This is a genomic window from Streptomyces sp. P9-2 (genome assembly GCF_051903975.1).
Lineage (GTDB): Bacteria > Actinomycetota > Actinomycetes > Streptomycetales > Streptomycetaceae > Streptomyces > Streptomyces cellulosae.
In genome coordinates, this window is sequence record NZ_CP192633.1 from 2326876 (window position 1) to 2344919 (window position 18044).

Annotated in this window: 15 protein-coding genes; 14 read left to right on the forward strand and 1 reads right to left on the reverse strand. The window is 71.2% G+C overall.

Annotated elements, in window-relative coordinates:
• Window positions 1-109 precede the first annotated feature (109 nt).
• The 8 genes from ACQY0Z_RS10800 to ACQY0Z_RS10835 all read left to right on the forward strand — a co-directional run bounded on the left by ACQY0Z_RS10800 (window position 110) and on the right by ACQY0Z_RS10835 (window position 10152).
• Window positions 110-1468 (forward strand): nitrate/nitrite transporter, encoded by a 1359-nt coding sequence (locus ACQY0Z_RS10800; RefSeq protein WP_439812172.1) that lies wholly within the window; start codon window positions 110-112, stop codon window positions 1466-1468.
• Window positions 1469-1597: 129 nt separating this feature from the next.
• On the forward strand, window positions 1598-2755 hold the full coding sequence (locus ACQY0Z_RS10805; protein WP_347226484.1) for a uroporphyrinogen-III synthase: 1158 nt from the start codon (window positions 1598-1600) through the stop codon (window positions 2753-2755).
• 158 nt (window positions 2756-2913) lie between these two features.
• Window positions 2914-3501 carry a CGNR zinc finger domain-containing protein gene (locus ACQY0Z_RS10810; protein ID WP_439812173.1) on the forward strand — a complete coding sequence of 196 codons (588 nt, stop codon included), beginning with the start codon at window positions 2914-2916 and terminating at the stop codon, window positions 3499-3501.
• 305 nt (window positions 3502-3806) lie between these two features.
• Window positions 3807-4391 (forward strand): sigma-70 family RNA polymerase sigma factor, encoded by a 585-nt coding sequence (locus tag ACQY0Z_RS10815; protein ID WP_078492847.1) that lies wholly within the window; start codon window positions 3807-3809, stop codon window positions 4389-4391.
• A 74-nt stretch (window positions 4392-4465) separates the two neighbouring features.
• Window positions 4466-5230, forward strand: a complete 765-nt coding sequence (locus ACQY0Z_RS10820; protein WP_337662801.1) for an anti-sigma factor family protein — start codon at window positions 4466-4468, stop codon at window positions 5228-5230.
• A 60-nt stretch (window positions 5231-5290) separates the two neighbouring features.
• On the forward strand, window positions 5291-7588 hold the full coding sequence (locus ACQY0Z_RS10825) for a HelD family protein (protein WP_439812174.1): 2298 nt from the start codon (window positions 5291-5293) through the stop codon (window positions 7586-7588).
• Between the two features lie 404 nt (window positions 7589-7992).
• Window positions 7993-9402, forward strand: coding sequence for an NAD-dependent malic enzyme (locus tag ACQY0Z_RS10830; RefSeq protein ID WP_381731171.1), 1410 nt, complete (start codon window positions 7993-7995; stop codon window positions 9400-9402).
• Window positions 9403-9870: 468 nt separating this feature from the next.
• On the forward strand, window positions 9871-10152 hold the full coding sequence (locus ACQY0Z_RS10835) for an HU family DNA-binding protein (RefSeq protein WP_003990598.1): 282 nt from the start codon (window positions 9871-9873) through the stop codon (window positions 10150-10152).
• 185 nt (window positions 10153-10337) lie between these two features.
• Here the strand turns inward: ACQY0Z_RS10835 and murA are convergent, their stop codons facing one another.
• Entirely contained in the window at window positions 10338-11684 is a 1347-nt protein-coding gene (murA, locus tag ACQY0Z_RS10840; protein WP_019525835.1) for a UDP-N-acetylglucosamine 1-carboxyvinyltransferase, read from the reverse strand.
• A gap of 311 nt (window positions 11685-11995) precedes the next feature.
• Here murA and ACQY0Z_RS10845 point away from each other — a divergent pair, with 311 nt between their 5' ends.
• The 6 genes from ACQY0Z_RS10845 to ACQY0Z_RS10870 all read left to right on the forward strand — a co-directional run bounded on the left by ACQY0Z_RS10845 (window position 11996) and on the right by ACQY0Z_RS10870 (window position 17909).
• A complete protein-coding gene (locus ACQY0Z_RS10845) occupies window positions 11996-12568 on the forward strand; it encodes a YqgE/AlgH family protein (protein ID WP_189897783.1) in 573 nt (190 codons plus the stop codon).
• A 30-nt stretch (window positions 12569-12598) separates the two neighbouring features.
• The gene (locus ACQY0Z_RS10850) at window positions 12599-12880 is read left to right on the forward strand and encodes a DUF3039 domain-containing protein (RefSeq protein ID WP_019525837.1); all 282 of its coding nucleotides are present in this window, start codon (window positions 12599-12601) and stop codon (window positions 12878-12880) included.
• 230 nt (window positions 12881-13110) lie between these two features.
• Window positions 13111-14403 (forward strand): extracellular solute-binding protein, encoded by a 1293-nt coding sequence (locus tag ACQY0Z_RS10855; protein WP_439812175.1) that lies wholly within the window; start codon window positions 13111-13113, stop codon window positions 14401-14403.
• A gap of 56 nt (window positions 14404-14459) precedes the next feature.
• Window positions 14460-15389 (forward strand): ABC transporter permease subunit, encoded by a 930-nt coding sequence (locus ACQY0Z_RS10860; RefSeq protein ID WP_189897785.1) that lies wholly within the window; start codon window positions 14460-14462, stop codon window positions 15387-15389.
• Between the two features lie 29 nt (window positions 15390-15418).
• The gene (locus ACQY0Z_RS10865) at window positions 15419-16261 is read left to right on the forward strand and encodes an ABC transporter permease subunit (RefSeq protein ID WP_189898133.1); all 843 of its coding nucleotides are present in this window, start codon (window positions 15419-15421) and stop codon (window positions 16259-16261) included.
• 4 nt (window positions 16262-16265) lie between these two features.
• Complete coding sequence (locus ACQY0Z_RS10870) at window positions 16266-17909, forward strand: beta-N-acetylhexosaminidase (RefSeq protein ID WP_189897786.1); 1644 nt, start codon at window positions 16266-16268, stop codon at window positions 17907-17909.
• Window positions 17910-18044: the final 135 nt, after the last annotated feature.

The following is an 18044-nucleotide window of genomic DNA, read 5'->3' on the forward strand; positions in this document are numbered from 1 at the left end:
GCAACGTTCCCTGCCGGTCACCGCGTGCCACAGGCCGGAAACGCTCCCTCCCTACCTTCGGGACAAGCCCTCGCGGCACCGCCGCGCCCCGGAGAGCAGTGGAGGCCCCATGACAGCCCGCAGCGGCCGTTGGATCCAGCAGTGGGACCCGGAGGACGAGACCTTCTGGAACCGCACCGGAGAGCGGATCGCCCGCCGCAATCTCCTCTTCTCCGTCCTGTCCGAGCACATCGGCTTCTCGATCTGGACCATGTGGTCCGTGCTGGTGCTCTTCATGGGCCCCGAATACGGACTGACCCCCGCCGACAAGTTCCTGCTGACGTCGATGGTCACGCTCGTCGGCGCCGTCGTGCGCGTCCCGTACACCTTCGCCGTCGCGGTGTTCGGCGGGCGGAACTGGACGATCGTCTCCGCGGGCCTGCTGCTCGTGCCGACCGTCGCCGCGTTCGCGGTGATGGAGCCCGGGACCTCCTTCACTACGTTCCTGCTGGTCGGCCTGCTGGCCGGCATCGGCGGCGGCAACTTCGCGTCCTCCATGACCAACATCAACGCCTTCTTCCCGCTGCGGAAGAAGGGCTGGGCGCTCGGCCTGAACGCGGGCGGCGGCAACATCGGTGTCCCCGTCATCCAGCTCGTCGCCCTCGCGATCATCGGCGCGAGCGGGGGACCGCGGGTCCTGCTGGGCCTGTACATCCCGCTGATCCTCGTCGCCGCCGTGCTCGCCGCGCTCTACATGGACAACCTGGCCTCGGTGAACAACGACACCGGCGCCGCCAAGGACGCCGCGCGCGACCCGCACACCTGGATCATGTCGTTCCTCTACATCGGCACCTTCGGCTCGTTCATCGGCTACAGCTTCGCCTTCGGGCAGGTGCTGCAGAACCAGTTCGACCGCACCCCGCTGGAGGCCGCGTACGTCACCTTCGTCGGGCCGCTGCTGGGCTCGCTGATCCGGCCGCTGGGCGGCCGGCTCGCCGACCGCTACGGCGGCGCGCGCATCACCCTGTGGAACTTCGTCGCCATGGGCGCCGCGACCGCCGTACTGATCGCCGCCTCGATGGCGCAGTCGCTGGCGCTGTTCACCGTCGCCTTCGTGGGGCTGTTCGTACTGACCGGCCTCGGCAACGGCTCGACGTACAAGATGATCCCCGGCATCTTCCAGGCCAAGGCGCAGGCGCTGGGCCTCGAAGGCGAGGCGGCGGCCGCGTACGGGCGGCGGCTGTCCGGGGCGTCGATGGGCCTGATCGGCGCGGTGGGCGCGCTCGGCGGCGTCGGCATCAACCTGGCCTTCCGCCAGTCCTTCCTCTCCTACGGCTCAGGCACGGGCGCGTTCGCGGCGTTCCTCGCCTGCTACGCGGTCTGTTTCGCGGTCACGTGGGCGGTATACCTTCGCCGGCCCGCCGTCCGCCCGGCCGGCGACACCCCCGCCACGGAGAAGAAGCCGCAGCTCAGCTACGCCGAGGTGTGACGGCGGGTGACGTAACACTGGTGACATGAAGCCGAACCGAGCCTGTCATGGATGGTTGACAGGCTCGCTCGGCACGGACGTGGAGCCGCACCTCCGTGCAGGACGCCGACTCGAGCCGGGACGAGAGTGATGTACGACGAACGAGAGCAGTCTCCGGAACAGGGGCCCCTCGCGGGGTTCACCGTGGGCGTGACCGCGGCGCGCCGGGCCGACGAACTGGGCGCGCTGCTGGAGCGCCGTGGGGCGGCGGTGCTGCACGCCCCGGCGCTGCGGATCGTGCCGCTCTCCGACGACAGCGAGCTGCTGGCCGCCACCAAGGAGATCATCGGGCGGGCCCCGGACATCGCGGTCGCCACCACCGCCATCGGGTTCCGCGGCTGGGTGGAGGCCGCGGACGGCTGGGGGCTCGGCGAGGACCTGCTGGAGCGGCTGCGCGAGGTGCGGATCCTGGCCCGCGGGCCCAAGGTGAAGGGCGCGATCCGGGCGGCGGGACTGAACGAGGAGTGGTCGCCGGCGTCGGAGTCGATGGCAGAGGTGCTGGACCGGCTTCTGGAGGAGGGCGTCGACGGGCTGCGCATCGCCGTCCAGCTGCACGGCGAGCCGCTGCCCGGGTTCGTGGAGTCACTGCGGGCCGCGGGAGCGGAGGTGGTGGGCGTACCGGTCTACCGGTGGCTGCCGCCGGAGGACATCGGGCCGGTGGACCGGCTGGTCGACGCGGCCGTCGCCCGCACCCTGGACGCGGTCACCTTCACCAGCGCGCCCGCCGCCGCGTCGCTGCTGTCCCGTGCCGAGGAGCGGGGCCTGCTGGACGAGCTGCTGGCCGCGCTCGGCCACGACGTGCTGCCCGCCTGCGTCGGCCCGGTCACCGCCCTGCCGCTCCAGGCGCGGGGCATCGACACCGTGCAGCCCGAACGCTTCCGCCTGGGCCCGCTGGTCCAGCTCCTGTGCCGCGAACTCCCCGCCCGCGCCCGCACCTTGCCCGTCGCCGGACACCGGGTGGAGATCCGGGGCCACGCGGTGCTGGTCGACGGCGAACTGCGGCCGGTGCCGCCCGCCGGGATGTCCCTGCTGCGGGCCCTGGCTCGCAAGCCCGGCTGGGTCGTCTCCCGCGCGGAACTGCTGCGCGCCCTCCCCGGCGCGGGCCGCGACGAACACGCGGTGGAAACGGCGATGGCCCGCCTCCGCACGGCTCTGGGCGCCCCCAAGCTGATCCAGACGGTCGTCAAGCGCGGCTACCGCCTCGCCCTCGACCCGGCGGCGGACACCAAGTACGACGCGGCGGTCTGATCCGGGCGCCACGGTGCGTGCCGGCGAGGCCGTGCCGAAAGCACCCGGCGGGAGGGGTTCCGGGGTTCGGGGCGGGCGGGCACTGTGGAGGGAGCACGGTTTCCCGGTTCGCGCACGGCCCCCACGCGCGCGGGGGCCCACCTAGGCGGTGGCAGGACATGGCACTGGGCACGGTCACGGCGTCCTACGAGCTGAGGTTCGACACCGGGCGGGTCTGCCTGGATCTGCTCGCGACCACTCATCCAGGGGAACGGCTGGGCTCCGTCGACGCGCTGCGGGCCTGGATCACCGGCGCCGGACTCGTCCCCGAGGACACCCCGCTCGCCCACGCCGACCCGTCCTGGCTGGACGCCTTCCGCGAACTGCGCGCGTATCTCGTCCCGTTGGTGCGCGCGCCCCGCTCGCCGTCGTACGGCCACGCGCTCGCCCGGGTCAACGACCTCGCCCGCTCCGCGCCCCCGGCGCCCCGCGCGGTCCCGGGCGCGGACGGGACGCTGGTGCGCCGGCTCGACGGACCGCCCGGGGGTGACGCGCTGCTCGGGGCGGTGGCGCGGGACGCGGTGGACCTGCTGACCGACCCGGCCGCCCGCGCGAGCCTGCGCCAGTGCGAGGGCGACAACTGCCCCATCGTGTACGTCGACACCTCACGGGGACGCCGCAGGCGCTGGTGCTCCAGCGAGGTCTGCGGGAACCGGGAACGCGTGGCACGGCACCGCCGCCGTACGGCGGCCCTCACCCGCGCCTGAACAGCACCCGGCCGCCCGCGCCCGAATGAACTCCCTTATCCCGTTCGCGGTTTTCGCGCCCCGGAGATCCTGATAATTGCTCAAGTGATCTGCGTCACGCACCCGTTGAGCCCTCGTGTGGGTTCATGCGCGCCCTCCCGCCCGCCGTGTGTCGGAAATGTGAAGGGAGAGCGGGGGGAATGTGCGTTCATGTCCCGGTCGGTGCGACGCCCCTGAGAAAACTGCCGTCTCTCTTTGAACACCCAACGCCCCGCGTGCGTACCGGTTGTCGAGCGACCGACTGGGGGATCCCCCGGACACCGGAGGTGGGCGTGCGCAAGGATGCGGCCGTGGCCAATGAACGTGGAACGAGGGCCCGACATCGCATGTCTTCCCAGCCCTCGGAACCTGACGAGGAGCTGATGCGTGCGCTGTACCGCGAGCACGCAGGACCCCTGCTGGCGTACGTCCTCAGGCTGGTCGCCGGAGACCGGCAGCGCGCCGAGGACGTCGTCCAGGAAACGCTCATCCGTGCCTGGAAGAACGCCGGTCAGCTCAATCGGGCGACCGGTTCGGTACGCCCCTGGCTGGTGACGGTCGCCCGGCGCATCGTCATCGACGGCCACCGCAGCCGGCAGGCCCGGCCGCAGGAGGTCGATCCGTCGCCGCTGGAGGTCATCCCCGCGGAGGACGAGATCGACAAGGCGCTGTGGCTGATGACGCTGTCGGACGCACTCGACGACCTGACCCCGGCACACCGGGAGGTCCTCGTCGAGACCTATTTCAAGGGGCGTACCGTCAATGAGGCGGCCCAGACACTCGGCATACCGAGCGGCACCGTACGCTCCCGGGTGTTCTACGCCCTGCGGTCGATGAAGCTGGCTCTGGAGGAGCGGGGGGTGACGGCGTGATGAGTGTGTACGGGGGAAACCAGGGATTCGGCACGGGCGGGACGGGTATGTCTGGTGCCATGGAGGGATCACCGGTGCCGAACGAGCACGAGACAGTCGGTGCCTACGCCCTCGGCATCCTCGACGACGCCGAAGCCGGCGCTTTCGAGGCGCATCTGGCGACCTGCGAGTGGTGCGCCCAGCAGCTCGACGAACTCGCCGGGATGGAGCCGATGCTGGCCGCGCTCGCGGACCTGCCCGACGCCGCCGGATCGCCCGCCATCGGCGAGTCGCTGTCCGCGAAGCCGTCGCCGCGCGTGGTGGAGAAGCTCGTCGACGAGGTGGCCGAGCGCAGGGCGCGCAAGCGCCGCCGCAATTTCTACATGGTCGCCGCGGCCGGCGCGCTGATCGTCAGCGGCCCGTTCGTGGCCGTCGCGGCGAGCGGCGGGGACGGCGGCGGCAGCGGCGGCGGCAACACCGGCCGCACGCTCGCGGCCAACCCGGTCAAGGACGCCTTCGACAAGAGCTCCGAGAAGATCACGGCGACGGACCCCACCACCGGGGTGACCGCCACCGTGGCCCTGGAGGACAAGCTCTGGGGAACCGAGATCGTCACCGAGCTGAAGAACGTCAAGGGCGAACAGAAGTGCTCGCTCATCGCCGTCGGCAAGAACGGCGAGCGCGAGACGGTGAACTCCTGGGCGGTCACCGGCGAGGGCTACGGACTGCCCGACGCCGCGACCGACAAGGGCAAGCAGCCGCTGTACGTCCAGGGCGGCGCGGCCTTCGAGCGCAACCAGATCGACCACTTCGTGATCTCGACCTTCGACGGCAAGACGCTCGTGGAGGTCGACGCGTAGCCTCACGGGGCCCCCTTCGCGTACGGTTGACGGCTGCCCAGCACGTCAGAAGGGGGCCCGGTGGCCGCTCAGGCTCAACAGGAATCCGCGGTCGTCCCGGTTCACGACACCGTTCGCGACCGGGAGATCCGTGTGGAACAGGAACACCTGGACCGGGTGTACCGGCGCCTCGAGGAGAAGATCTCCGAGGCCGAGTTCCTCATGCGCGACGCCGCCCAGCGCGGCCACGTCGGCACGCCCGGCGCCCTCGCCGAGCGGGACGCCCAAGTCTTCCGGGCCGGCGTCCACCTCAACCGGCTGCACCACGAGTACGAGGACTTCCTCTTCGGCCGCATCGACCTGCTGCTCGGCAAGGACGGCAAGAAGGGCCCGGACGGCGCGTACACCGCCGTCGAGCCCGCCGAGGGCGCCGTCCGCCCCGACAACACCGCCGACATCGCCGAGACCCTGCACATCGGCCGCATCGGCGTCCTCGACGAGGACTACGCCCCGCTGGTCATCGACTGGCGGGCGCCCGCCGCGGCGCCCTTCTACCGCTCCACCCCGGTCGACCCCGGCCGGGTCGTGCGCCGCCGCGTGATCCGCTCCAAGGGGCGCCGGGTGCAGAGCGTCGAGGACGACCTGATGCGCCCCGAGCTGAAGGCCACCCTCGACGGCCGCGAACTCGCCGTGATCGGCGACGGCGCCCTGATGGCCGCGCTCGGCCAGGCCCGTACGCACACCATGCGGGACATCGTCGCGTCCATCCAGGCCGAGCAGGACCTGGTGATCCGCGCCCCCGCCGCCTCCGTCACCTACGTCGAGGGCGGCCCCGGCACCGGCAAGACCGCCGTCGCCCTGCACCGCGCCGCCTACCTGCTCTACCAGGACCGGCGCCGGTACGCGGGCGGCATCCTCATCGTCTCCCCGACCCCGCTGCTGGTCGCCTACACCGAGGGCGTGCTGCCGTCCCTCGGCGAGGAGGGCCAGGTCGCCATCCGCGCCATCGGCTCCCTCGTCGACGGCGCCGAGGCCACCGTGTACGACTCCCCGGCCGTGGCCCGCATCAAGGGCTCGTACCGCATGCTCAAGGTGCTGCGGAAGGCCGCGCGCGGAGCGCTGGAGCTGAACGATTCGCCGCAGCGGCTGCGGGTCGTCGCCTTCGGCCGCCGTCTGGAGCTGGAGGCCGAGGAACTGGCGGCCGTCCGCCGCACGGCCCTCGGCGGCACCGCCCCCGTCAACCTGCTGCGCCCCCGCGCCCGCAAGCTCCTCCTGGACGCCCTGTGGGAGCGCTCCGGCGCCGGGAACCGGCACACCGACCCCGAGCTCGCCGCCGAGCTCCGCTCCTCCTTCGACGAGGACATCACCTCCGAGGACGACTTCACGGCCTTCCTCGACGCCTGGTGGCCGGAACTCACCCCCGCCGCCGTCCTGGACGCCATGGCCGACGAGCGCCGACTCGGCCGCTGGGCCCGGCGCATCCTCAACCCGGGGGAGGTGCGCAAGCTGGCGCGCGCCCTCCAGCGGGACGGGCGCTCCGTGCACGACATCGCGATGCTGGACGAACTCCAGGCGATCCTGGGCGCCCCCGCCCGGCCCCGCAAGAAGCGCGAGATCGACCCGCTGGACCAGCTCACCGGCCTGGAGGAGCTGATGCCGGTGCGCGAGGAGACCCAGCGCGAGCGGGCCGAGCGGCTCGCCCAGGAGCGCGTCGAGTACGCCCACGTGATCGTCGACGAGGCGCAGGACCTGACCCCGATGCAGTGGCGCATGGTCGGCCGCCGCGGCCGCCACGCCACGTGGACGATCGTCGGCGACCCGGCCCAGTCCTCCTGGTCCGACCCCGACGAGGCCGCCCAGGCCCGCGACGAGGCCCTCGGCACCCGTCCGCGCCGCCGCTTCGAGCTGACCGTGAACTACCGCAACCCGGCCGAGATCGCCGAGCTGGCGGCGAAGGTCCTCGCCCTCGCCATGCCCGGCTCCGAGTCGCCGCGCGCGGTGCGCTCCACCGGCGTCGAGCCGCGCTTCGCCGTGGCCGGACGGTCGCTGGGCGACACGGTGCGCGCCGAGGCCGCCCGGCTGCTGGAGCGGGTGGACGGCACGGTCGGCGTGGTCGTCGCGTTGCGGCGGCGCGAGGAGGCCCGGCGCTGGCTCGACGGGCTCGGCGACCGGGTGGTGGCGCTCGGCAGCCTGGAGGCCAAGGGCCTGGAGTACGACGCGACGGTGGTCGTCTCCCCCGCGGAGATCGCCGACGAGTCCCCGGCCGGCCTGCGGGTGCTCTACGTCGCCCTGACGCGCGCGACGCAGCAGCTCACGGTGGTGTCGGCGGAGCGCGACGAACCGGACGCGGACGGGGTGCCCGACCTGCTGCGGGACTGAGCGGAGGGTGCCGCGGCGGCCCTGAGGGCGGACCGGTGAGGGGCGCGGGAAATATCCCGCGGTCATGGGAATGGCCTTGAGCGATCCGTTTGTTAGCCTGGACGTGGCACCGGCTCGATCCAAGCCCCCGGGCCCAACCTTAGTCGCTTCGAGCGACCACTTGCCGCGAGGCGAGCATGGCGGGTCGGTGTCATGAACGTCGGAGAGGCCCTCGTCACGAGAGTGACGGGGGCCTCTTCTGTTGCCCCGACGCCTCTCGTATGGTGGAACTCACTTTTCGTCTGACGACAGACGGCGATGAACAAAACGTCCGCAATCCGGGGCGGCTACCACGTACTCAGCGGTAGGTGCGACGATCGGACGGCACGATTCGCGACACGGTTGAAAAGCAGAGGAAGTCGGCCATGGCAACGGCGCCCAGCGTCTCCTACTCGATGACCATCCGGCTGGAGGTGCCCGCGGGAGGAACCGCGGTGTCCCAGCTCACCGGGGCAGTCGAGTCCCACGGAGGCCTGGTGACCGGCCTCGACGTGACCGCGTCGGGCCACGAGCGGCTCCGGATCGACGTGACCATCGCGGCCACCTCCACCGCCCACGCCGACGAGATCGTCGAACAGCTGCGCCAGATCGAGGGCGTCACGCTGGGCAAGGTCTCCGACCGTACGTTCCTGATGCACCTCGGCGGCAAGATCGAGATGGCATCGAAGCACCCCATCCGCACCCGTGACGACCTGTCGATGATCTACACGCCGGGTGTCGCCCGCGTCTGCATGGCGATCGCCGAGAACCCCGAGGACGCCCGCCGCCTCACCATCAAGCGCAACTCCGTTGCGGTCGTGACGGACGGCTCCGCCGTGCTGGGCCTCGGCAACATCGGCCCGAAGGCCGCGCTGCCGGTGATGGAGGGCAAGGCCGCCCTGTTCAAGCGGTTCGCCGGCATCGACGCCTGGCCGCTGTGCCTGGACACCCAGGACACCGACGCGATCGTGGAGATCGTCAAGGCCATCGCCCCCGGCTTCGCCGGCATCAACCTGGAGGACATCTCCGCGCCGCGCTGCTTCGAGATCGAGGCCCGGCTGCGCGAGGCCCTCGACATCCCCGTCTTCCACGACGACCAGCACGGCACCGCGATCGTCGTCCTCGCCGCCCTGACCAACGCCCTGCGCGTCACCGGCAAGTCCATCGAGAGCATCCGGGTCGTCATGTCCGGCGCCGGCGCGGCCGGCACCGCCATCCTCAAGCTGCTGCTGGCCGCCGGTGTGAAGAACGCCGTGGTGGCCGACATCCACGGCGTCGTGCACGCCGGCCGTGAGGACCTGGTCGACGCCGCCCCCGGCTCCGCCCTGCGCTGGATCGCCGACAACACCAACCCGGAGAACCTCACCGGCACGCTGAAGGAGGCCGTGCGCGGCGCGGACGTCTTCATCGGCGTCTCCGCGCCGAACGTGCTGGGCGCCGAGGACGTGTCCGCGATGTCCGAGGGCGCGATCGTGTTCGCGCTCGCGAACCCCGACCCCGAGGTGGACCCGGCAATCGCCCGTCAGACGGCGGCGGTTGTGGCCACGGGCCGCTCCGACTTCCCGAACCAGATCAACAACGTGCTGGTCTTCCCGGGCGTCTTCCGCGGCCTGCTGGACGCGCAGTCCCGGACCGTCAACACCGAGATGATGCTGGCCGCCGCGCAGGCGCTGGCCGACGTGGTCACCGAGGACGAGCTGAACCCGAACTACATCATCCCGTCCGTCTTCAACGACAAGGTCGCCGGCGCGGTCGCCGACGCGGTGCGCGAGGCCGCGAAGGCCGCGGGCGCGTGACGTCCGGGGCGGCCGGCGCGTGACCTCCGCGCAGGCCGCCGGCGCCTGACGTCCGGGACGGCCGCCGAGGCCGTCGTCCGGGGTGGTCCGCACGCTGTGAGGATCGCCACGGGGTTTGAAACGGCGCGTCGCGGAACCCGTAGTCCCGGCCGCCCTCTAGGGTGGGCGGCCGGACCCGGGCTCCGGCCCCCTGCTGTCCGCTGCCGGAAGCGGACGGAGCGTCACCGTGCGGAGGCCGTGGCGCTCTTCGTGTGACTCCCTCGGGTGTTCTCACGACTCCTGCGGGTGCCGGATTGGCATTACCGCCGCAGGTAGAGGCAGGATGCGTCCCTGGGCGCGAGGGTCCGACGAAGGACCCGGGTCCGGGGACTCACCGAGGAACCTGGCAGCATCGGCTTTCGCCGTGCCCGACATGCGGCTCCGCCGCGTGGCACGCCTCAACGGCAAGAAGAACACGGGAGTAACAACATGAACCGCAGTGAGCTGGTGGCCGCGCTGGCCGACCGCGCCGAGGTGACCCGCAAGGACGCCGACGCCGTGCTGGCCGCGTTCGCCGACGTCGTCGGCGACATCGTCTCCAAGGGCGACGAGAAGGTCACCATCCCCGGCTTCCTGACCTTCGAGCGCACCCACCGCGCTGCGCGCACCGCGCGCAACCCGCAGACCGGTGAGCCGATCCAGATCCCCGCCGGGTACAGCGTGAAGGTCTCGGCGGGGTCGAAGCTCAAGGAAGCGGCCAAGGGTAAGTAAGGCGCCCTGCGGGCGCTTCCACGCCTGAGCGGTCCCGCGCCGTTCGGCTGGGCGCCCCTCGCCCGTCTGCCGGCCCGATGTGGCTGGTCGCGCAGTTCCCCGCGCCCCTTCGGGCGCTGCAGTGAACGCCGATGGGGCGGTCACCCACGAAGGGTGACCGCCCCATCGGCGTCTTCGTGCCGGGGTCAGCCGAGGGCCTTGCCCGGGAGCTCCACCTTCGCGCCGAGGGCGGAGAGCTTCTCCATGAAGTTCTCGTAACCGCGGTTGATCAGGCCGATGCCGTGGACGCGGGAGGTGCCCTGGGCGGCGAGGGCCGCGATCAGGTACGAGAAGCCGCCGCGCAGGTCGGGGATCTCTAGGTCCGCGCCCTGGAGCTTCGTCGGGCCCGAGACGACCGCCGAGTGCAGGAAGTTGCGCTGGCCGAAGCGGCAGTCGGAGCCGCCCAGGCACTCGCGGTAGAGCTGGATGTGGGCGCCCATCTGGTTGAGCGCGGAGGTGAAGCCCAGCCGGGACTCGTAGACCGTCTCGTGGATGATGGACAGGCCCGTGGCCTGCGTCAGGGCGACCACCAGGGGCTGCTGCCAGTCGGTCTGGAATCCGGGGTGCACGTCCGTCTCCAGGGCGATGGACTTCAACTGCCCGCCCGGGTGCCAGAAACGGATGCCCTCGTCGTCGATCTCGAAGGCGCCGCCGACCTTCCGGTAGGTGTTGAGGAACGTCATCATCGAGCGCTGCTGGGCGCCGTGGACGTAGATGTTGCCCTCGGTGGCGAGCGCGGCGGACGCCCAGGAGGCGGCCTCCAGGCGGTCCGGCAGGGCGCGGTGGGTGTAGCCGCCGAGCTTGTCCACACCGGTGATGCGGATCGTCCGGTCGGTGTCCATCGCGATGATGGCGCCCATCTTCTGCAGGACGCAGATCAGGTCCTCGATCTCCGGCTCCACCGCCGCGTTGGAGAGCTCGGTGACGCCCTCCGCGAGGACCGCCGTGAGCAGCACCTGCTCGGTGGCGCCGACCGACGGGTACGGCAGCCGGATCTTCGTGCCGCGCAGCCGCTGCGGGGCCTCCAGGTACTGGCCGTCCGCGCGCTTCTCGATCGTCGCGCCGAACTGCCGCAGCACGTCGAAGTGGAAGTCGATGGGGCGTCCGCCGATGTCGCAGCCGCCGAGGCCCGGGATGAACGCGTGCCCGAGACGGTGCAGCAGCGGGCCGCAGAACAGGATCGGGATCCGCGAGGAACCGGCGTGGGCATCGATGTCAGCGACGTTGGCGCTCTCCACGTACGTGGGGTCGAGCACCAGTTCGCCGGGCTCGTCGCCCGGACGGACCGTCACGCCGTGCAGTTGCAGCAGCCCCCGGACGACGCGGACGTCACGGATGTCCGGAACGTTGCGCAGCCGGCTCGGTGAGCTGCCCAGCAGCGCGGCGACCATGGCCTTCGGTACGAGGTTCTTCGCACCGCGGACCCGGATCTCGCCCTCCAGCGGGGTTCCGCCGTGGACAAGCAGTACGTCATCGACGTCGTTGACGGTCATGAATCTCGCGTTCCGTGGAGTGGGGCAGAGGGTCAGAAGGGAAAGGGTAATCGCCCTTCACCCCCCTTCTGTAAGCCCGAGGAGGCCCTGGGAACGTCATGGCTCTGTCACAACACGAACCGTTCACCGGCGGCCACGCGGGGTCACCGGCGGCCGACGCGCGCCGGGCGCGCTCCCGGACGCCCGTCCGCACCCCTTCACCCCGGCCCGGACGACGCCCGACCAGGAAGCTCTCGCGCGCGGCGGCCGTCTTCACTCCGTCACCCGCATTGCCTCCCCGCGCGGCGGGAAGATGCGGGATCATGTCTGGCATGACCGAGGTGTCCTCGCTCACAGGGCGGCTGCTCGTGGCCACTCCCGCTCTGGCGGACCCGAACTTCGACCGTGCGGTGGTGCTCCTTCTCGACCACGACGAGGAGGGCTCCCTCGGTGTCGTCCTCAACCGGCCGACCCCGGTGGACGTGGGCGACATCCTGGAGGGCTGGGCGGACCTGGCCGGCGAGCCCGGCGTGGTGTTCCAGGGCGGCCCGGTGTCGCTGGACTCGGCCCTCGGCGTCGCCGTCGTCCCGGGCGGCGCGGCGGGGGAGGACCCGCCGCTGGGCTGGCGCCGGGTGCACGGCGCGATCGGCCTGGTCGACCTGGAGGCCCCGCCGGAGCTGCTCGCCTCCGTCCTCGGCTCGCTGCGGATCTTCGCCGGCTACGCGGGCTGGGGCCCGGGGCAGCTGGAGGACGAGCTGGTCGACGGCGCCTGGTACGTGGTGGAGTCGGAGCCCGGTGACGTGTCCTGTCCGGCGCCGGAGCGGCTGTGGCGCGAGGTGCTCCGCCGGCAGCGCAGCGAGCTGGCGATGGTCGCCACGTATCCGGACGACCCTTCGCTCAACTGACCCGCGCGGGCTTCAGTACCCTTGGCTGTTATGAGCACTCTTGAGCCCGAGCGCGGGACTGGTACGGGGACCCTCGTCGAGCCGACGCCGCAGACCTCCCACGGCGACGGTGACCACGAGCGCTTCGCCCACTACGTCCAGAAGGACAAGATCATGGCGAGCGCCCTCGACGGCACGCCCGTCGTGGCGCTGTGCGGCAAGGTGTGGGTGCCCGGCCGCGACCCGAAGAAGTACCCGGTGTGCCCCATGTGCAAGGAGATCTACGAGTCCATGGGTGAAGGCGGCGACGACAAGGGCAAGGGCGACAAGTAGTCCCGCTCTCCCCTTCCTGACGCCGGTCCGAGTCCTCCGAGGCCCCCGTGGGCGCGCTTTGCGTGCCTGTGGGGGCTTTGTGCTGCTTGCCCGTTGCGCAGGGTGCGTCGGCCGGTCACAGAGTGGTTGAGACCTCTTGTGGCGTGGTTCACCCACTCCATAGCCTCCGGTGTGTTGTGCACAGCGAAACCGCCATTGCATATGATGCAACGCGCTCGGAGGAGCACTCCATGAAGCTGTCCGTCCGCATGGTCGCCGTCGCGGCCGTCCTCGCCACCGCCGCCTGCGCCCCTCAGACCTCCGGCAACTCCGCCTCCGACAAGGACGAGAAGACCGGCACCCTGCGCGTCTGGCTCTTCCAGGAGGTCAACAACCGGCCCAAGGAACAGGTCGTCGACTCCGTCCTCGCCGACTTCGAGAAGGAGCACGAGGGCACCGAGGTCACCGTCGAGTACATCCCCGTCGAGACCCGCGCCCAACGCATCAAGGCCGCCTTCAACGACCCCAAGTCGGCCCCTGACCTCATCGAGTACGGCAACACCGACACCGCCGGCTATGTGAAGGACGGCGGACTCGCCGACGTCACCGCGGACTTCGGCGCCTGGGGCGAGGCCAAGGACACCGATCCCACCGCCCGCCAGTCCGTCACCGTCGGCGGCAAGATCTACGGCGTCCCCTACTTCGTCGGCGTCCGCGCGCTGTACTACCGCACCGACGTCTTCGAGGGGCTCGGCCTCGACGTCCCGAAGACGCAGGAGGAGCTCATCTCCACGGCGAAGGAGATCCGCGCCGCCAGGCCCGAGCTGTACGGGCTCGCCGTCGGCGGCGCCTACACCTACGGCGCGATGCCCTTCATCTGGGCCCACGGCGGCGAACTCGCCACCGGCAAGGGCGGTTCGTACGCCGCCGCCATCGACAGCGTTGCCGCGCGCAAGGGCATCGAGGCGTACACCTCGCTGTTCGGCGACGACAACTGCCCGGCCGCCAAGTGCGCCGCGATGACCGGCAATGACACGATCACCGCGTTCGCCGCGGGCAAGGCGGCCATGGCGATCGGCGGCGACTTCAGCCACGCCGCCGTCGAGGCCGGCAAGGTCAAGGGCAGGTACGCGGTCGTGCCGCTGCCGGGCCTGAAGGCCGGGTCGATCGCCCCCGCGTTCGCGGGCGGCAACAACCTGGGCGTGCTGAAGTCCACCACGCACCGCACCCTCGCCGTCGACCTGATGAAGCGGCTCGCCTCCAAGGAGGCGCAGGGGAAGCTGTTCGAGGCGATGGGGTTCCTGCCGACGTTCTCCGACGTGCGGGAGCAGGTGGCCGCGAAGGAGGCCTTCGTGAAGCCGTTCGTCGCGACGCTCGCCGCTGACACGAAGTTCGTGCCCGCGTCGCCGGCGTGGGCACAGATCGACGCGGGGCAGGTGCTGCCGACGATGTTCCAGGAGGTCGTGTCCGGCAAGAAGGACGTGGACACCGCCGCGGCGGACGCTGCCAAGAAGATGAACGACGCGTTCGGGTCGGTCGGGTGAGCGGGCCTACCGGGGCGGGGGTTCTTGAGCGGTCGCGGGCGCGGGCCGGTGGGGGCTTGGCGCGCCCACGCGGCGGCAGCCGCAGATCCGGCACGGCCCCGCGCCCCCGGAGGGGGCGTTCGGGTGCACCCTGGTTGTATCTCGCGCCGGCGTTGGTGGTTCTTGGGGGGCTGCTCGCCTATCCCATTTACCAGCTCGGGCTGATTTCGGTCTTTCACTACACCCAGGCGCAGGTCAGCGGTGGGGAGCCGACCACCTTCGAAGGGTTCGGGAACTACTCCGCGTTGTTCTCGGACGGGCAGTTCTGGGAGGTGCTGCTGGCCACCGTGGTGTTCGCGGCGGCCTGTGTCGTCTCCACGCTGGCCGTGGGGTGTGCGCTCGCCGTGCTGCTCACCCGGGTGCGGGCCGTGCCGCGGCTGGCGTTGATGCTGGCCGCGCTCGGCGCCTGGGCCACCCCCGCGATCACCGGGTCCACGGTGTGGCTGTTCCTGTTCGACGCCGACTTCGGCCCCGTCAACCGGGTGCTGGGGCTCGGCGACCACTCCTGGACGTACGGGAGGTTCAGCGCGTTCCTCCTGGTGCTGCTCGAAGTGGTGTGGTGCTCCTTCCCGTTCGTCATGGTGACGGTCTACGCCGGCATCCGGGCCGTCCCGGCCGAGGTGCTGGAGGCCGCCGCCCTGGACGGGGCCTCGCAGTGGCGGATCTGGCGGTCGGTGCTCGCGCCGATGCTCCGCCCGATCCTGGTCGTCGTCACCATCCAGTCGGTCATCTGGGACTTCAAGGTCTTCACACAGATCTACGTCATGACGGGCGGCGGGGGCATCGCGGGACAGAACCTGGTGCTCAACGTGTACGCGTATCAGAAGGCGTTCGCGTCCTCGCAGTACAGCCTGGGCGCCGCGATCGGCGTGGTGATGCTGCTGATCCTGCTCGCCGTGACGCTGGTGTACCTGCGGCTGCTGCGCCGCCAGGGGGAGGAACTGTGAGTCTCGTGAGGCAGGACGTGGAATCCCGGGTGAATCTTCTGCGCCGGTTCACCCGGCGTCCGGGCCGGACGGCGGCCGAGGTGACCGCCCTGGTGGTCGCCGCCGTGGTGGCCTTCCCCCTGTACTGGATGGTGCTGAGCGCGTTCAAGCCGGCCGGGGAGATCCGGGGCGAGCCGCGGCCGTGGACGCTCGCGCCCACGCTGGACTCGTTCCGGCGGGTGTTCGGGCAGCAGGATTTCGGCCGTTACTTCCTCAACAGCGTGGTCGTCGCGGTCGCCGTGGTGATCGCCTCCGCGTTCATCGCATTTCTCGCCGCGACCGCCGTGACACGATTCCGGTTCCGTTTGCGGACCACCCTGCTGATCATGTTTCTGGTGGCCCAGATGGTGCCCGTGGAGGCGCTGACGATCCCCCTGTTCTTCGTGATGCGGGATCTCGGTCAGCTGAACACGCTGTGGTCGCTGATCCTGCCGCACATCGCCTTCTCGCTGCCGTTCGCGATCTGGATGCTCAGGGGGTTCGTGAAGGGCGTTCCGGAGGCACTGGAGGAGGCCGCGTACATGGACGGCGCCAGCCGTGCGCGGTTCCTTTGGCAGATCCTTTTCCCGCTCGTCCTGCCGGGCCTCGTGGCCACCAGTGTGTTCTCGTTCATCTCGGCCTGGAACGACTTCCTGTTCGCCAAGTCGTTCATCATCAGCGACATCTCCCAGTCGACCCTGCCGATGGCGCTGCTGGTGTTCTACAAACCCGACGACCCCGACTGGGGCGGGGTGATGGCGGCGTCCACCGTGATGACGATTCCGGTGCTGGTCTTCTTCGTACTCGTGCAGCGGCGTCTGGTCTCCGGACTGGGCGGCGCGGTAAAGGACTGACGTGATGCCGACTTCACTGATTCCGGCGCCCCGGAGCGTCGTCGCCGGCGCCGGGGAGACCCGTCTGACGGAGGACTCCGGACTGTATGCCGGCGCCGGTACGGAGGGCGTCGGGCGGTGGCTCGCGGGGGTGCTGCGGGCCGCCACCGGGCTGCCCTGGAGGGAGGCGCGGGAGCCCTCGGAGGCGCACGAGGGTGTGCGGCTCGCGCTCGCGCCGGAGCTCGGGCAGGAGGCGTACCGGCTCGTCAGCGGCCCCGCGGGCGTCCTCGTCGAGGGCGGTGACGCGGCCGGAGTGCTGCACGGCGCGCAGACCCTGCGGCAGCTCCTCGGCGCCGACGCGTTCCGCAGGGCGCCCGTCCGCCGCGACCGGGTGTGGACCGTGCCGCACCTGACGGTCGAGGACGCGCCCCGCTTCCGCTGGCGCGGGCTGATGCTGGACGTGGCACGCCACTTCATGCCGAAGGAAGGCGTGCTGCGTTATCTCGATCTGATGTCCGCGCACAAACTCAACGTGCTGCATCTGCACCTGACGGACGACCAGGGCTGGCGTGTCGAGATCCGGCGGTATCCGCGCCTCACCGACGTCGGATCCTGGCGCTCCCGCACCAAAATCGGCCACCGTGCGTCCGACCTCTGGGACGAGCGTCCGCACGGTGGCCACTACACGCAGGACGACCTCCGCGAGATCGTCGCCTACGCCGCCGAACGGCATATCGGCGTCGTCCCCGAAATCGACGTCCCGGGACACTCGCAGGCGGCCATCGCCGCGTATCCGGAACTCGGCAACTCCGATGTCGTCGACACCGCCGCGCTGACCGTCTGGGACACCTGGGGCATCAATCCGAACGTCCTCGCCCCCACCGAGGACACCCTGCGCTTCTACGAAGGGGTGCTGGAGGAACTCCTGGAACTGTTCCCCGCCGACGCCGGGCCGTTCTCGCGGTTCGTGCACATGGGCGGCGACGAATGCGTCAAGGACCAGTGGCGGGTGTCGAGGACGGCGCGGGAACAGATCGCGAAGCTGGGGCTCGCGGACGAGGACGCCCTGCAGTCCTGGTTCATCGGCCACTTCGACCGCTGGCTGGCCGAACGCGGGCGGCGGCTCATCGGCTGGGACGAGATCCTCCAGGGCGGACTCGCGCCGGGCGCCGCCGTGTCGTCCTGGCGCGGCTACGCGGGCGGGATCGCCGCGGCCCGCGCCGGCCACGACGTGGTGATGTGCCCCGAGCAGCAGGTCTACCTCGACCACCGCCAGGACGCGGGCCCCGACGAGCCCGTCCCCATCGGGTACGTGCGCACCCTGGAGGACGTCTACCGGTTCGAGCCCCTCCCGGCCGAGCTGACGCCCGAGGAGAGGGGGCGGGTGCTGGGCACGCAGGCCAACGTGTGGACCGAGGTGATGGAGGACCAGGGGCGCGTCGACTACCAGACGTTCCCCCGGCTCGCCGCGCTCGCCGAGGTCGCCTGGAGCGAGCTGCCCCACCCCGACGGCCGGGACTTCCCCGGCTTCGAGCGGCGCATGACCGAGCACTACCGGCGCCTGGACGCCCTCGGCGTCGCCTACCGCCCGCCCACCGGTCCCCGCCCGTGGCAGCGCCGCCCGCGCGTCCTCGGCCGCCCGATCGACGGACCGCCGCCCGCCCTGTAGACGCGTACCTGGGCCGTCGCAGGCGCGGGCCCCGGCCGTCCCCCGGTGCTCTCCTGCCCCGGGGGACGACGCATGCCTCCCGCGTTCGCTGCGGGCCGAACAGGTCGGGCCATAACGGAACAAGGGCTTCCGAAG

Bases quoted from the DNA above. Each gene is read 5' to 3' on its own strand.
- ACQY0Z_RS10800 (WP_439812172.1), top strand. From the start codon at position 110: ATGACAGCCCGCAGCGGCCGTTGGATCCAGCAGTGGGACCCGGAGGAC.
- ACQY0Z_RS10805 (WP_347226484.1), top strand. From the start codon at position 1,598: ATGTACGACGAACGAGAGCAGTCTCCGGAACAGGGGCCCCTCGCGGGG.
- ACQY0Z_RS10810 (WP_439812173.1), top strand. From the start codon at position 2,914: ATGGCACTGGGCACGGTCACGGCGTCCTACGAGCTGAGGTTCGACACC.
- ACQY0Z_RS10830 (WP_381731171.1), top strand. From the start codon at position 7,993: ATGGCAACGGCGCCCAGCGTCTCCTACTCGATGACCATCCGGCTGGAG.
- ACQY0Z_RS10835 (WP_003990598.1), top strand. From the start codon at position 9,871: ATGAACCGCAGTGAGCTGGTGGCCGCGCTGGCCGACCGCGCCGAGGTG.
- murA (WP_019525835.1), bottom strand. From the start codon at position 11,684: ATGACCGTCAACGACGTCGATGACGTACTGCTTGTCCACGGCGGAACC.
- ACQY0Z_RS10845 (WP_189897783.1), top strand. From the start codon at position 11,996: ATGACCGAGGTGTCCTCGCTCACAGGGCGGCTGCTCGTGGCCACTCCC.
- ACQY0Z_RS10850 (WP_019525837.1), top strand. From the start codon at position 12,599: ATGAGCACTCTTGAGCCCGAGCGCGGGACTGGTACGGGGACCCTCGTC.
- ACQY0Z_RS10855 (WP_439812175.1), top strand. From the start codon at position 13,111: ATGAAGCTGTCCGTCCGCATGGTCGCCGTCGCGGCCGTCCTCGCCACC.
- ACQY0Z_RS10870 (WP_189897786.1), top strand. From the start codon at position 16,266: ATGCCGACTTCACTGATTCCGGCGCCCCGGAGCGTCGTCGCCGGCGCC.